This is a genomic window from Candidatus Berkiella aquae (genome assembly GCF_001431295.2).
In the GTDB taxonomy this organism is placed as follows: domain Bacteria; phylum Pseudomonadota; class Gammaproteobacteria; order Berkiellales; family Berkiellaceae; genus Berkiella; species Berkiella aquae.
The window spans coordinates 45,070-60,600 of record NZ_LKAJ02000003.1 but is presented as its reverse complement, the minus strand read 5'-3'; the positions used below and the strand labels follow the sequence as shown (position 1 = coordinate 60,600).

At 39.0% G+C, this 15,531-nt stretch carries 8 protein-coding genes; 3 read left to right on the top strand and 5 right to left on the bottom strand.

Going from position 1 to position 15,531, the window contains the following annotated elements:
• The first annotated feature begins 57 nt into the window (after positions 1-57).
• Positions 58-1,506, top strand: coding sequence for an efflux RND transporter periplasmic adaptor subunit (locus HT99x_RS15695; RefSeq protein ID WP_075067428.1), 1,449 nt, complete (start codon positions 58-60; stop codon positions 1,504-1,506).
• On the top strand, positions 1,503-4,637 hold the full coding sequence (locus HT99x_RS15690) for a CusA/CzcA family heavy metal efflux RND transporter (RefSeq protein ID WP_075067427.1): 3,135 nt from the start codon (positions 1,503-1,505) through the stop codon (positions 4,635-4,637). The genes HT99x_RS15695 and HT99x_RS15690 overlap by 4 nt, the downstream gene beginning before the upstream one ends.
• A 70-nt stretch (positions 4,638-4,707) precedes the next feature.
• Here HT99x_RS15690 and HT99x_RS15685 read toward each other — a convergent pair whose 3' ends face one another.
• Positions 4,708-6,171 carry an AAA family ATPase gene (locus tag HT99x_RS15685; protein ID WP_083482979.1) on the bottom strand — a complete coding sequence of 488 codons (1,464 nt, stop codon included), beginning with the start codon at positions 6,169-6,171 and terminating at the stop codon, positions 4,708-4,710.
• 72 nt (positions 6,172-6,243) lie between these two features.
• Between HT99x_RS15685 and HT99x_RS15680 the strand changes: the two genes are divergently transcribed.
• Positions 6,244-7,388, top strand: a protein-coding gene (locus HT99x_RS15680; protein ID WP_164468483.1) for an IS3 family transposase whose coding sequence is annotated in 2 segments (ribosomal slippage) — positions 6,244-6,496 and positions 6,496-7,388 — 1,146 coding nt in all. Because the reading frame shifts where the segments join, the coding sequence is not laid out codon by codon here.
• A 268-nt stretch (positions 7,389-7,656) separates the two neighbouring features.
• Here the strand turns inward: HT99x_RS15680 and HT99x_RS15675 are convergent.
• The 4 genes from HT99x_RS15675 to HT99x_RS15660 all read right to left on the bottom strand — a co-directional run bounded on the left by HT99x_RS15675 (position 7,657) and on the right by HT99x_RS15660 (position 15,528).
• Positions 7,657-8,685: a hypothetical protein gene (locus HT99x_RS15675; RefSeq protein ID WP_075067425.1), complete on the bottom strand. Its 1,029-nt coding sequence runs from the start codon at positions 8,683-8,685 to the stop codon at positions 7,657-7,659.
• Entirely contained in the window at positions 8,672-10,921 is a 2,250-nt protein-coding gene (locus HT99x_RS15670; protein ID WP_139016646.1) for a hypothetical protein, read from the bottom strand. The genes HT99x_RS15675 and HT99x_RS15670 overlap by 14 nt, the downstream gene beginning before the upstream one ends.
• Positions 10,922-11,528: 607 nt before the next feature.
• Positions 11,529-12,617 (bottom strand): ATP-binding protein, encoded by a 1,089-nt coding sequence (locus HT99x_RS15665; protein WP_075067423.1) that lies wholly within the window; start codon positions 12,615-12,617, stop codon positions 11,529-11,531.
• A gap of 349 nt (positions 12,618-12,966) precedes the next feature.
• Positions 12,967-15,528, bottom strand: coding sequence for a conjugal transfer protein TraG N-terminal domain-containing protein (locus tag HT99x_RS15660; protein WP_075067422.1), 2,562 nt, complete (start codon positions 15,526-15,528; stop codon positions 12,967-12,969).
• Between the last annotated feature and the right edge of the window lie 3 nt (positions 15,529-15,531).

Sequence of the window (15,531 nt, the reverse complement as noted above, 5' to 3'; positions counted from 1 at the left end):
GCATGTATTGGCAAATCACATAATCACCGTAAATAACTGTGTTGAAAGGTACTTTTGATGAAAAAAGTGCTACTGGCCTTGGTAATTATTGCTGCCGTTTTACTGGGTATATTTTTAGGTCCGTATTTAAACCTATGGTCCCCCAACGCGCCAACACAAGTGGCAACTAAAAAGCCACTGTATTGGATAGATCCCATGGAGCCTCAAATCCACTATCCAGGACCTGGCAAGTCTCGAATGAATATGGATTTAGTTCCTGTTTTTTCTGAACCTGAAACCAAGGCAGAGGCCAATACTATTAAGATTTCCCCTACTTTAATCCAAAATCTTGGTGTGCGAACAGCTAAGGTTGAAAAAGGACCTTTAACTAGGCAAATTGAAACGATAGGATCTGTCGAACCAAATGAAAATAAAATTCATCATGTTCATACCTATGCCGAAGGTTGGATAAGAAATCTCACCGTTAAAGCAAATGGGGAAAAGGTAACTAAAGGCCAGCTGCTTGTTCAATTATATTCCCCGATTCTCATCAGCGCTCAAAGAGAATTCTTGCTTGCGCTCGAGGGCGGGAATAAAGAATTGATTGAAGGTGCGCGGCATAAGCTTCAATCTTTCAAAATAACGGATGAACAAATTGATCGAGTCCAAAAAACAAAAAAAGCAGATCAATTGATCGATATCTTGTCGCCTCAAGATGGGTTTATTGAGAAGCTGAATGTGCGAGAAGGGATGCGAGTTACACCAGATACGGAATTAATGAGCTTAGTAGATTTATCGAGCATATGGATTATTGCTCAAATATATGAACAACAAGCGGGATGGGTATCACAAGGACAGGAGGCTAATGCAAAATTACCTGCATTCCCTGAAAAAACTTGGAAAGGCAAAGTCGAATATATCTACCCTGAGCTGGATCCTAATACCCGCACTTTAAAAATCAGGTTTCTCTTCGATAATCCCAAAAATGAATTGAAACCAAACATGTACGCTAATATTACTTTATTTATCGATCCAAAGACCGATACTCTCAATATTCCTATTGAAGCTTTAATTCGTAGTAGCCAGGGGAATCATGTCATCGTCGCATTAGGAGAAGGACGTTTTCAAGTTCGCAAAGTAAATACCGGTATAGAAACGAACGAACGGGTTGAAATTTTATCGGGATTAGGCAAAGACGAACAAGTTGTAACATCAGGGCAGTTTCTAATTGATTCTGAAGCCAATTTAAGAACCAGCATTCAACGAATCGAAGGTGAGGCAGTCCAAATTAAAGGGATTGGGATCATAGAAAAAATTGATGATGAAAAGCATCTAATCACACTCAAACATGAAGCAATTGCTGAGATAAATATGCCAGCCATGTCCATGGATTTTGAGGTTTCAGATAAAATCAACCTAAAAGACTTCAAGTCTGGAGAGCACGTAAATTTTGTTTTAGAAAAGAAATCCGAACAAGAATTTGCGATTATCCAGCTTGAACAAACGCATCATGGGAAAAGCCAATGATCGAAAGTACCATTAAATGGTCGATAAAGAATCGCCATTTGGTGTTGCTTGTTAGTTTTTTGATACTATTGGCCGGTATATATGCGATTAAGAACACGGCAGTGGATGCTATACCGGATTTATCTGATGTGCAGGTCATTATCCGTACTACATTTCCCGGTCAAGCCCCGCAAGTAGTCGAAGATCAAGTCACTTTTCCTATTACTTCCGCGATGTTATCAGTTCCAGGCGCGGTAACAGTGAGAGGTGAGTCCAGCTTCGGTGATTCTTTTGTATATGTCATCTTCAAGGATGGGACTGATCTTTATTGGGCGCGATCTCGGGTGCTCGAGTATCTCAATCAAGCGTCAAGTAAACTGCCAGCTAATGCTCGTGCGTCCTTGGGACCCGACGCAACGGGAGTGGGTTGGGTTTATGAATACGCGCTTGTCGATCGAACAGGCAAACATGACTTATCACAGCTGAGAAGCATCCAAGATTGGTTTTTAAAATATGAACTTCAGAAAATTCCTGGAGTAGCAGAAGTGGCTCCAATAGGTGGTATGGTACGCCAGTATCAGATTTCCTTAGATCCAAATAGATTGCGTGCTTTCAATTTAACTTTACAGCAAGTCACCGACGCCGTACAAAAAGGCAACCAAGAAGTAGGCGGCTCATCCATAGAAATGGGCGAGGCAGAATATTTTGTACGCTCTGAAGGTTATTTAAAATCAATAAGGGACATCGAGCAACTTCCTATTAGCTTAAATAAAAATGGGGTTCCAATTCTATTGAAAGACGTTGCTACCGTGCAGCTTGGCCCTCAAATCCGTCGTGGCATTGCTGAGTTAAACGGGCAAGGTGAAGTCGTTGGCGGTATTATTGTGATGCGTTATGGCCAAAACGCTATGGAGACTATTCAAAACGTAAAAAAACGTTTGAATGAAATTAAATCAAGTCTTCCAAAAGGAGTCGAAATTGTCGAGACTTATGACCGTGCAAATCTTATTCAACGCGCCGTAGCAACTTTATATGACAAATTAATTGAAGAATTTGTTGTTGTTTCGTTAATTTGCATGATTTTTCTTTTTCATCTTCGATCTTCCTTAGTCGTTGTCATTAGCCTTCCTATGGGTATTTTGATTGCGCTAATTATTATGCATTTGCAGGGAATAAACGCCAATATCATGTCCTTGGGCGGAATTGCCATCGCGATTGGCGTGATGGTAGATGCAGCCATCGTCATGATTGAAAATGCACACAAACATCTTGAGCATGAGAAACAAATTCAAGATAGGTGGGAAATCATACAACAATCAGCCATAGAGGTAGGCCCTGCCCTGTTCTTTTCTTTGCTTATTGTCACTGTAAGCTTCTTACCAGTTTTTACATTGCAGGCACAAGAAGGTCGTTTGTTTATACCTCTTGCGTATACTAAAACTTACGCTATGGCAGGAGCAGCCATTCTGTCAATAACGTTAGTACCTGTTCTAATGGGTTATTTAATTAAAGGCAAGATTAAACCTGAACAATCAACCCCTCTCAATAAGGCATTGGCCACAGTATACAGACCTATACTACAAACCGTTTTAAAGTTTCCCAAAATGGTCTTGGGGATTGCCGTCATATTGCTCATAATCGGTTGTTGGCCTCTGTTGCATCTCGGTGGGGAATTTATGCCCGAAATGGATGAAGGTGATCTCTTGTATATGCCAACTACTTTTCCCGGTATATCCATTGGAAAAGCCCAACAAATTTTGCAGCAGACAGATAAGCTGATTGCAACTGTCCCTGAAGTAAAAACTGTATTCGGCAAGATTGGACGTGCAGAAACTGCAACAGATCCTGCCCCTTTATGGATGATTGAGACCACGATTCAATTCAAGCCTAAAAGTGAATGGCGTAAAGGTATGACAATCGATAAGCTACGTGCGGAGTTAGAAGAGCGCGTTAAGCTGCCTGGTTTATCTAATGCGTGGGTTATGCCCATTCGAACTAGAATTGATATGTTGGCCACAGGAATAAAAACTCCTGTGGGTTTAAAAATTGCAGGCCCTAATTTAAACGTCATTCAGTCCCTGGGCAAGCAAGTTGAAGATCTGCTTAAAGGTATACCTGGCACTGTTTCAGCTTTTGCGGAACGTGTAGCAAGCGCCCGCTACATTAATGTTGAAATTGACCGCCTGAAAATAGCCAGATATGGTCTTAATATTGAAGACGTTCAAAAAATAATCGAAATTGCGGTGGGTGGAATGGATATCGCTCAAACTATAGAAGGTAGAGAACGTTATCCTATTAATATTCGCTACCCTCGAGAAATTCGTGATTCATTAGAGGAACTGAGAGTACTTCCGATAATCACCTCTACCGGAGCAACGATCCCTTTGAGTGAAGTGGCGCGAATCAGTATTCAGGAAGGACCGGATACGATTAAAAGTGAAAACGCGAGGCTTAATGGGTGGATATATGTTGATATTGCGGATCGTGATATCGCTTCTTATGTAAGTGAAGCACAACAAAAAATACAACAGAAAATAAAATTTCCTGCGGGCTATTCCTTAATTTGGTCAGGCCAATACGAATATTTGGAGCGTGCAAAAGAACGCTTGGCTTTAGTGGCTCCCTTCACATTAGCAATCATTATTTTACTGCTTTATTTAAATTTCCGAAGATTTTCTGAGGTTATACTCATTGTGTCAGCGGTACCCTTTGCGCTAATTGGTGGAATTTGGCTTCTCTACATTTTAGGTTATCACCTATCCGTTGCCGCCGGAGTGGGTTTCATTGCGCTTGCTGGAATTGCCGCTGAAATTATGGTTGTGAAACTCATTTATCTGCATCAAGCACTTAAAAAACGTTTAGCCCTTGTGGAGGAAGAAAAAAGGGAATGTACCCTTGAAGATATTCAAGCGGCCATTACTGAAGGAGCTTTATTGCGCCTTAGGCCCATTATGATGACTGCATTAGCCATTATTGGTGGTCTATTACCCATTATGCTCATCGGTGGTACGGGATCAGAAGTTATGCGCAGAATTGCTGCCCCCATGGTTGGGGGGATGATTACCGCAACGCTATTGGCCCTTATTGTACTTCCTGCGATTTATTTGGTATGGCAACGTTATGCGCTTCGAATTTCAGCTTCTTCATTTTAATAAAATTTCTCTGAGCCCTAAATGGTAAATAAACTAATGCATCGCTTGAGGATATAATCAAAGAGACTTCTTAAATTTCAAGATCATTATCAATGAAAGCTTTACCAGATAAAACATAATCTTCAATTTTCAGATCAATCAAATTATATTGTTGTGTTTTTGTCACCCCCCCATCTAAGACATCATGTTGCTTCGATATACCATCAATTTTATCTATAACAGAGCATTTATTAATACCCCCTTTCTTATCAAGCAAAATATTCACCTCTTTTCCAAGAAAATTTTCTAGCTGCGAATGATATGGCACCAATTTCATATTATTATTTTTAGTTAAACACAGCATTTGGCGCTTATCGCTTAATTGAATAACCCCTTGTAACCACCCTCTAAAGCGTTCATAGGCCCAAGCAAAAGAAAATTCCTTGCTGGGAAAATATGATTTGAGATTTTTTATCTCAAGTCTTTCCTGTGCTAATTGTTTCTGTGAAATTTGATTAGTGTTTAATTTTAGGTCCTGTTTGTTTTGGGGCTTAATCCATCTAGCCTGGGCATAGTCTACTGCCATGCTCTTTGAGCACTCTCGACTTAATGTTTTCATCATCATGTCTCGGTTTTTAAACTCTTTTTGGTCGCCAAACACCATAAGCTTGTCTTTATGCCGTGTACAAGCAACATAGGTAGAGTGGCGATCAAAATAGTTTGAAGCCAATACATAAGCATTATTAACAGTGACACCTTGGGCTTTATAAATGGTCGCAGCATAACCGTGGTCTAGATGATTATAATGCCTGATATCTAATCCTATGACCCGGCCATCATCATTAGCCTTGATCTGAAAATGACTTCCCTCAATGGACTGAATCTTCCCAAGTGCACCGTTTTGAACCCCCAGGTGCTTGTCGTTCTTCAGAAAATAAACATCATCCCCCTTAGCAAAGCAGCGCTGACCTTTGGCTACTGTAAACGCCCTCCCCTCTTCTATTTCACCAGCAGCAATTCGAACTTCTCTGGCAGCCTGATTTAAAGCCTGAACGCTATCATTTGTATAGGCCAGCATTAATTGTGATTTGCCTTCCAACCGCTCACTGGCCCAGACCTCTACCATCATTCGCCTAGCAATTGGCTCATCCGCAGCGGTCATATTGAGTGCGCCCAGTTTCTCATAACGGGTTAAAGCTCTTTCAGTTTGCTGGGTCGCAAATTCATAAGTCGCACGGCTCATTTCTGGGTTTCGCTGACGAACCACTTCGGTTAATTCGGCTTCTCCAAATCGTCTAGCTATCGCCCGTGAAGGGGCGCCCGCTTCGATGGCGCCGAACTGCTCTGGATCGTGCACTAAGATGACTTTGGCACCTTCACTATTGGCGTGCCCTAATAGTTTATTCATCTTATCTGTGCCAAGCATGCCAGCTTCATCAATTACTAACACATCGTTTTTGTTTAATCGCTCCCTTCCCTGTTCCCATTGCAATAAGCATGCGTCCACGGTGGCACTTTTTATCCCTGCTTCTTTTTCTAAACCCTTGGTCGCTATACTGTAGTGGTCTAATGATTTTGGACACGCAAAAAGATGTTAAAATAGCGTGCTAAATCATGAGGTATAAAAATGGGAAGACGAGTATTTACGCCTGATTTTAAGAATAATTCAGCCAGCTTGGTTTTAGATGAAGGTTATAGCACCAAAGAAGCCTGCAAAGCGGTGGGTGTGGGTTTATCAACAATGGAACGCTGGGTGAGCCAACTTCGGCAGGAGCGTAAAGGTATAACGCCTGCAAAAGGCACAGCCTTAACGGCTGAGCAACGCAGGATTCAAGAACTCGAAGCTAAAATTAGAAAAATAGAGCGAGAAAAAGAAATATTAAAAAAGGCTACAGCTCTCTTAATGTCAGATTCTCTGAATCAGTGACTGTAATTGATAAGTTAAGGGAGCAATACCCAGTTACAGAATTATGTTCTGTGTTTGGGATTAATCGTAGCAGCTATAATTATCAGAGAGTAGCGAAAAAGCGAGCTCCCTGCTTTGAACGAGAAATGCTAAAAGCAAAAGTTGTTGATATACATTCTAAAAGTCGAGGTTCTGCAGGCTCAAGAACAATATCAAAACGGTTACAATTCGAGAATGTTTCAGTTGGCCGCTATAAAATCAGAAAATTAATGAAAGAAATTGGTCTTGTGAGCAAGCAACCAGGAGCGCACCGGTATAAACCAATAAGACAAGAAGCTTTAATAGCGCCGAATTTACTCAAACAAGAATTTAAAGTTCACAAACCCAATCAAGTATGGTGCAGTGATGTAACATTTATATGGGCAGGTAAACAATGGATATATCTGGCTGTGGTATTAGATCTTTATGCAAGAAGAGTTGTTGGCTGGAGCTTGTCAAAGCAAGCAGATTCAGAACTCACCAAAAGAGCGTTAGATATGGCTTACGAAAGTCGTGGACGGCCAGCGGGAGTTCTCTTTCATTCAGACCAAGGCTGTCAATATACTAGTCTGAGCTTTCGGCAACGACTTTGGCAATATCGCATGGTACAAAGTATGAGTAGGCGTGGTAATTGCTGGGATAATTCTCCAATGGAACGATTTTTTAGAAGCTTAAAATCTGAATGGTTCCCATCAACTGGTTATGAAAGCATTGAATATGCTAAAAGCGACATACTCCGTTATGTTGCACAGTATTACAACTGGAATAGAGTTCATAGTTACAATAATTACCTTACACCAGCAGCTTGCGAACAAGCTGCTGGGTAAGCTTTCTCTAACACAGTGTCCAAAATTACTTGACCACTACACTCGCATGTCAAATGGTGCTCTAAAGGATGTGGTTCAAGAGATAGGGTAAATAAAATGAGAAGCAAAAATGGGTGCTAATTTTGCAGAATTTGCAGAAATTTCGGGATGTATGGAATCATAAAAATTTAGATATCTTGAAATTTTATTTGTAAACCATGCGGTTCGTTATATGTCATTTTGAGCTTAGTCATTTCTAGCCGTATATACCGTTTATTTACAAATATTATTAGTTTCCAAGCCTTTTAGTTTGCTGTAAATCAGCAGTTGGCCTTTGTGTTTGATTTGGCTTATGAGATAAAATGCAATACAAATTGTAAGCCCCGTATCCTAAAAATATGGGCATCGTGATTGGTTTAGCTGGAAGAGCTACTATGAAACCTAAGCCGAAGCTTTTTGTGAAAATAGTTCTAAATGCTGCCCAATTGTCAACTTTAGGCGCAATTTGATTATCTCTTCTTGCCCTCCTATCCGTTTCAATACCCTTAAATTCATCAAATCTTTGCTTCAATTTTGGTAGTTCTTCTTTGATAAATTTAGCTTCTCTTGAATTTAAAGGAAGAGTATCAAAGAAATCTTGCCAATCTTTAGCAACATCTTTTCTTAGACTTGGGTGTTTATGAACAAAGTGACTACCAATTTCGAATCTTATATTGCTTGATTTAAGATCGATTAAAATAAATTCCGCAATCTCATGATTCTTGCCTCCTAAAAGTACGATATTATTAATGGGGAAAGACTCACAATCCTTGATATACCTGGTTAGATAACGAGAATTTTGCTCTGAACCACCCTCGTTCAGCAGCTTATAGCTAAATGATCCTTTCTCAAATGGATCTTTAAGTTTATTTTCATGAAGATGTTTTCGAATCAATGCAACTAGCACTTCGCGATAGAATTCGGATTTTTGCCCTTGGGCAACAAGATCATCAGCGTCAATATGTTTGAAAAAGGCAAAATCACGAATCATTTCATGCTTAAGGCGACGGATACCCCGCTTATGGCTATTGTCCATCAAATTCAATCGTTTACTGGGAATAGATGTAATAGTTTCCCATAAAGTCTGAATATGTTTTGGTCTTAGACTTTTTTTAGTATCAGTTAAGGTCGTTTTTGCTAAAACCAACTTATCTTCGCTAACATGATCCATTGATCGATACAAATTGGCGAGCATAAAAGCCGCTGCCATGGGGTTTTCATCCAACACAGCCAAGAACGTTTTGTCGATCTTTTTACATAAAATTTTAATGTCCAACATAAATACCACCTCTTTTTGATGGATTTGATAAATTTTCGGCCTCTTTGCGGCATATAGCCGCTTTCTTGCTACTGTGCTGATGAAGAATGAAAGGCTTAATTTTGTGATTCTTGTCCTTGTAATCTCTTACAAGCTTGCCTGTATCAAGTCCATTGCGGCGACTAGCATCCAAAAAACGCTCAACTTTGGGATCCCAGGGATTATTAAAGTATTCTGATTGACTAACAAAGGAGTTAAATTCAAATTTCTCTGACGCTTCAAGCAAGCGATAATCATGGAAAAGCTCGATATCAGCATCGTCAAAAGGCTTTGAAGGGTCTTTAAGCTTATCCAGATGCGCTAGAAGCCACGTTAACCGCTTTTTGGCAACTCCTATCAACACTTCGCTTTTTTGTTCCTCAGGAAGAAATCTAAGGAGCCGTATCGCACGCGAAGAGTCACCTTCATAGTTTTCAAAAAATTGACGAGCTAAATTCTTTCGTTGGGTTATGGTCTTATATTGTTTAGAAGAATAACTATATACATCTGCCCCATCGAGTAATTCGTAAATATCGCTCAGGACTTCATCGCCAATTTCATCAAGCTTTTGCAAAAGCTGATCATCCTTGTGAATCTTAAAAATACAGTTAATTTTCTCTTCAGCGCGTTTTATCTGCACTTTGTGACAACGATACCATTGTGAAACCAACTCTTTGTGACTTTGATGTAATAATCTTGCATTAATATGGTTATTAGAATTAAGGGTTTTGAAAATATGAGATTGTACTTTTCGAAGTAATAAATCGCCCTTACCCCCTATTTCAAGCTGCTTTATCCATTCCTTAACCTGATCTAATGTTGGGTATATTTTCCCTTCAAGCAATTCGTTTATATGTAATGCACCTTGTCGAGTTTCCTTTTTTAAGAGATAACCGCGTAAAATAGACTGCCATCCTTTTAAGTAGTCTTTTCGTAGTTCGTGGCCGCCCCAAGGTTGTTTAAATGAATACTCAATATCATTATTCACCCGACTACAACGCTCAATTTTGCTAAACCACTTATGAATAGGGTTCGCATTTTGTTCAAACTGATGGACAGCTAGTTCATCACCATAGGCAGCGACAAACTCCTTTAGTTTAGCCAATTGTGAATGCGGTATTGTAGGAACCAGCTTGTCTTTTGATGCAGATTTTTCTAATAATTCAATATCATCCCCTACCCGCAAAGCAATATGATTAGCAACTTGTTTTAAATGGGTTTTTAATTGCTTTTCTTGAGTATCAATTTTTGCTTTGACAGCATCCAACTGTAGATTAAAGTTTCCCCGACCAAATATCTTTTGTCCAGTGAAGGTTTGATTCAACTTTGATTTAAATTCGCCCAGATGATCAAAATGAATTTTTGATTGTTCACTCAAATACTTTATATCAAAATGCGAAATATCAACTATCACTTGACTCAAGTGATTCGCCATAAATTCTTGGATCGAGACTAACGTATCTAATGCCTGATATAATTCCTCGCGTTTCCAATGGGTAATATAATCCACTACACTTTGTTTGAATGTAGTAAGCATCATCCAACCAAAGATCCAAACTGGTGAAAGGGCAAAAGTATAAAACAGAACGCTGCTCAGCATCGCGAAAGCAGTTGCGCCAATTATCAGGCCTACTGGTTGTAAGATAATCATTAAATAATGATAACTAATGAGCGTTAAAGCAAGATAAAATAGATAGCGCAAGCTCCATAGCTTGGCGGCAAATGAAACTAAACCAAAAGTTTCTAATCCTTCTTTTGCTGCTTGTAAGATATTTTTAGTTGTCCTTTTAACGATTGACGGCACAATCTTTTTAAACCATGATGGAAACAGAAAATTATTTATACCATTATCAGATAATGCTTTTATTACCCTCTTGTTAAACTTTCTTATTTCCTCAAGATCCTTCTTAACCTGAGCGGCTGTTTTAAAAGCTGCATGGCCTTGCTTAGTAAGTGGTGAAAGTACTGCTGTTTGTAATTCATCTTTATCAACTGTTGATGCTTCTAAATAATCGTAAATAGCTAAACGCCTATCATCGTTTAACGTTGATGAATAAGGTTGCGGAATATCAAAAGGATGCTTGAGTAATTCAAGTTTATTGATTTTGATACATATCGCCGAAACAATATCATCAACATGTGGCACCGAGTTTAAAATTGAATGTGCCTGGCATCGCCATAATAACCCTTCAAATATGGCAGTTTTTAAATTAGTCAAACGTTCTTGATTTTTTCGAATCTTTTCTATTTGTTGATCGATTGCAGGGTGAAACCAATGCGACGGCCAAAAATCATTGCCCTCTATTGAGAGCTTTTCATTCTCTAATACACGGATTGCCTTTTTATATTCTTGTTCAAGTGGTAGCACTTTCTGCTGCAATAAAACTAACAATTGCTTTGTATTAAGATGAGCTAATGGCTTAATTTTTTTCCATAATTCATGGATCTCATCTACCTCATCTTTATTAGGAGAAAGCACTTTTAAATCTTCCCAAAAGGGAGCTGACTGTAACCGTTTAATTGAAGCAGCAGAGCTGCTCTTTAAATCGGTTAACACCTCTTCTTCATAGCGCTGAATATTTTTCTGGATGTGCTGTGAGTGATAACTTAAGAATCTATTTTTCCATGATTTCTTAGATTTAATCGGAATATAGTCCATCGTACTGCTTGAGGAATTACCCTCTCTCCTCTTTCAAGAAGCAATATATGGATAATATATTTAAAATTGATGCTTTTGCGCATTTTACAAACAGTATTTATTGTATTTTTCTTTATGTATTTAAAATAACAAATGGATATCAATCAATTTTTCATCATATTGATTATTATTTATGTTGAAGTAGCCAATTTTTAAAATTGGGATCATCAATATAATATCCTCTTTGCTCTGGGGTTCTGCCTATCAACCCTTTTCTGCTAAGTACACGCACGCTTGATTGAACTGAAGACAATTTAAGATCAGTCACACCAAGTTTCTTTTCAAGCCCCTTTATTGTTTCTGAGCTAAACAAACCACCTTCACCAACAGCTAGTTCTTTAAGGATTATCCTTTCTAAAGCGCTACATTTTTCCCAAATATTGATAAAAGCGCTATCCTCAAAAACTTGGGATAGTAATTGTTCTTTGGCCTCTTTTATTGGTAAATTTGGATTTAAAGCCATTCGTTCAACTAGTGCTCGCGCTAGTTGAGGGACCCTTTGCATCTCAATAAATGCCTTCCATAATTCATCTTTATCAATTTGTCGCTTTGTAGCAACATGAAACATTTGCGAAAGATGGTCTGTAAAATCCCGTTCTAGCTCCGGAAAAGGCAAATTTTGCCCAAAATGAAAAAATGGGGCTTTTGCTTGCGAAAACATTCTTCGTAAGCCTTCTTGTGAAGAACCAGTAAAAATCACTTTCACGTTACTTTTATTTAGATCCAACACTGTTCTAAATGACGCTATAAAATTAGCATTAGCAGGATCTTGAGCTAGTGTTTGTACTTCATCCATTAAGAGAAGAAGCTTTTGTTTCTTAGACAATTGAGATATTACATCTTTTAAGCTTTCTTGAGCTTGTTCTGGCTCACGTAACTCTAAATCAGCTTTTATCCCACCTGCTTCTCCGCTAATTTTGCTTACTCGTTTAAGCAATCCACCAGCTTTGCTCAACGCACCTTGATCTTTGGCAAGGTTAATTAATGCTCTTGTGAAATCTGTTGAAGCTGATTTTCCGACATCAAGAAAGCTAAAATAAAAAACACGCCATTTACGTTTTTCTGCTAAGGGTGTGATGTCTTTACACAAAAATTCTGTTTTGCCCATACGCCTAGGAGCAAAAAAGACTAAAGCGCTAGAAATCCCTGACTCAAACATACCCAGAACTTGTTCCGCAAGTATGTTTCTTGGAAAATGCCATGGATCTAGCGACATCTATTCCTCCCCCGGAAATAATTTTAGACCGTTTTGTACCTATATTGTACAATTGTACTTCATAAGTACAAAACAGTACAATATGAAATCAAGACAATTAACACCCACCTCTTCATTATAAATATAACATATTGATTATTATGGTTATTTTTCCATAAATCCAATAATTAGGCAGTTCCCTATTAGGGACTTGCCTAATTAAATTTTGTGCAGCATATACACGCAATTGCTGATCCCTAGTTTGCTAAAATTCTGCTATTGCATCGCGAATATCTTGGCCAATTCAAATTTCCGAATCAGTGCTTCGGAAATTATGAAATCCCAAATTTTATTGATTTATGCTGTCTTATTAAAGAACCTCTGTTAATTCTTCATAGTCATTCTTAATTTTATTCGCATTTTGTTGAAAATCATCTTTTAAATTCACTTTCTTTTGCTGATACATCGTATCTAGCTTTCCTTTTTCTTGGTTTATGTTGATCCCTTGTACTCGAGCTTTAACTTTCTCATCCAACATTTCTTTAATGGCTTTTGCTGAGTACTCATTTGCTAAATGAGGATTATTGAGCACCTGAGCTGCTTGCATTTCACCCATGGGTTCATTAGCACCAGGCGCAGGCATTTTGGCAACCCGCGTTAGCAACTCTTGATCCCAATTAAAGCTGGCACTAGAAGACAATTCTTTTTGTTGGGAAGCAAGCTCACCCCATGCTTGTGATTCACCTACTGACTGTTGCCACGAAATTGCGGAAGAATGGGCCTCTTGAAAGGCTGCATCTGCCCTATAAGCAAGATTTGCCCCATAGCTATCCCCTCTTCGCTGTAATTCTTCTGCAAGCACTCTGAAAGAGCTTTCCTGCGAACGACCCTGTCCTGAAGAATCCGATAAGTCATTACTCACCTGATCACTAACAGATGTACTTTGATCGTGGTAACTTCTGCTATTAGCCTCTGCCCCTAAATCAATCATCCCCTTTATCCCAAGTAATCCACTGCCGCCAACCCCCACACTGCCTCGTATAAATTTGGTTAAAGACTTTTGATCCCCCATTACATCACTCTTTCCCTCTGAGTGCGCTTGCCTTGCAACCTGCTCATGCGAATTTTTTGAATATTCAGCAATTGCATTTGCTTCATTAGTACTAAAACTGGTACTTGATGACGTTTCCTCGCTTAAATGTTTACCAAGTACAGCAGTAGCAGCGAGAGAAGCTGCTGCTCTTTCTTCGAATGAAACTTGTTGCTGGGATGCAATTTGCTGTGAAATAGTGCTTTGCTGACCCGTAATCATACGCATAGTTTCAGCTTCATTAATATGTGTTCCCATACGAGAAATAGCTCCGCTACTATCTGCAATTATTTCTCCTGATGGCGCAGAAGTATAATGAACCATATCAGTGCTCTGCATTCTAAATGCGCCAGCACTGTAAGAGGCGTTTGTATCATATTTATTAGCATTTAAGTTATTAAATGAATGATTGTTAATATCAGTATTTCCGTATCGTAAATTACCCGTAGTGGCCTCTTCTGCTGCCGCCATAGCTGAAGATTGATTAATCCCAAACAAACTAGCAGACATATTTGCTAAAACGCCTGGACCATTTTTAAATATGCTCCAGGTCAAGATTGGAATAAAGGAAGACATAAATCCAGCAAAAGCGGCAATCTTCGCATTAACATCATAAATCCCAGGTAACGTATCAAGGCAAATTCCCACCCCGCCAGAAGTCGTTGCAGCCGAAACTGTGGCAATTTTAGCTGCATAGCTAAAGAACACGTTCAATAAAGCAAATATCGGTCCCCAGGAATGCACCCAGAAAAGCGATTTGATATATAACAAACAGATACTGCCACCTTGTGGTAGCAATATCAGCAAAAATACGATGGGAAAAATGCCATACAATAAACACTCAAAGATCGCTCGCATCAAAGGAAGCTTTTCAAGTGCAAGCTGCCCTACAATAGTATAAGAAGCATGTTGCTGAATTTTCGCACGAGAAGCAGCAAATTGTTGTAAAGCGGCTGCTGAACCTGTTTCTGAAGCAAATGAATCTACGCCATCTATAATTGACTGCATCATCAACTGTTGGTGCAATATTTCTTCCGCTGTTCGAGAAATCCCTAATAGATAGTTGTATGCTCCAGGTAAATGCGATAGAAAAAGACCACTAGCTATCTGTGAGGTGTCGGCACTTCGATAATAACGATTGCTATAGATAGATTTAACCTTGCGGATCTGTTCATCCCATTCCTTTGAGAGGGTTTGCGCACCGGTATAGCAGGTGATAATTTCATTGTTATAGGGGAAAGCATGCGCTTTTGATGCATTTTTACTCACCAATCCCCAAATATCATTACTTTTTTTCAAATCATCAATTGTATACTTTTTACCCCTGATAGCTTCAAAAACAACACACTGATGAATAAAATTACGCATATTCTTTGAAAACTTTTCATCAGTAATAGGCATAAACGCTGTTTTTTCTATCATTGTCGAAGCCATCATCATGCCAGTGCGATGATATTTTACGTCGTCAGGTGCTGAAAAAGCCGATTCAAAAAGCCGAGTAATTGCATCACCTATATGGCTGCTAAAATGCGCCACACTGGCAACACCAAAAGGTACATTCTTAACAATCCTTGGGGTATCACCGTAAATTCTATCAATGATAACGATCTCCGCTTTTGGAACAAATAATAAAGAATATGCCAAGGTATAACCTAAAAACCATTTCGAGAGGATTACAACATTACCTTTGAGAATTGAATAATAAGCCACGGCAACTACAGCAAAAAGAACTGCAAAATTTAATATAGTGCCATAGTCATCGCTTTTAGCGATGCCTGCAATCCCATTAAATACATTATCTAAGTAAGGGCCCGCTCCATATGTGATAATCTCAAATGCCATAAT

Excerpts from the sequence above, each read along its gene's own strand:
- HT99x_RS15695 (WP_075067428.1), top strand. The coding sequence starts at position 58 with ATGAAAAAAGTGCTACTGGCCTTGGTAATTATTGCTGCCGTTTTACTG.
- HT99x_RS15690 (WP_075067427.1), top strand. The coding sequence starts at position 1,503 with ATGATCGAAAGTACCATTAAATGGTCGATAAAGAATCGCCATTTGGTG.
- HT99x_RS15675 (WP_075067425.1), bottom strand. The coding sequence starts at position 8,685 with ATGTTGGACATTAAAATTTTATGTAAAAAGATCGACAAAACGTTCTTG.
- HT99x_RS15665 (WP_075067423.1), bottom strand. The coding sequence starts at position 12,617 with ATGTCGCTAGATCCATGGCATTTTCCAAGAAACATACTTGCGGAACAA.
- HT99x_RS15660 (WP_075067422.1), bottom strand. The coding sequence starts at position 15,528 with ATGGCATTTGAGATTATCACATATGGAGCGGGCCCTTACTTAGATAAT.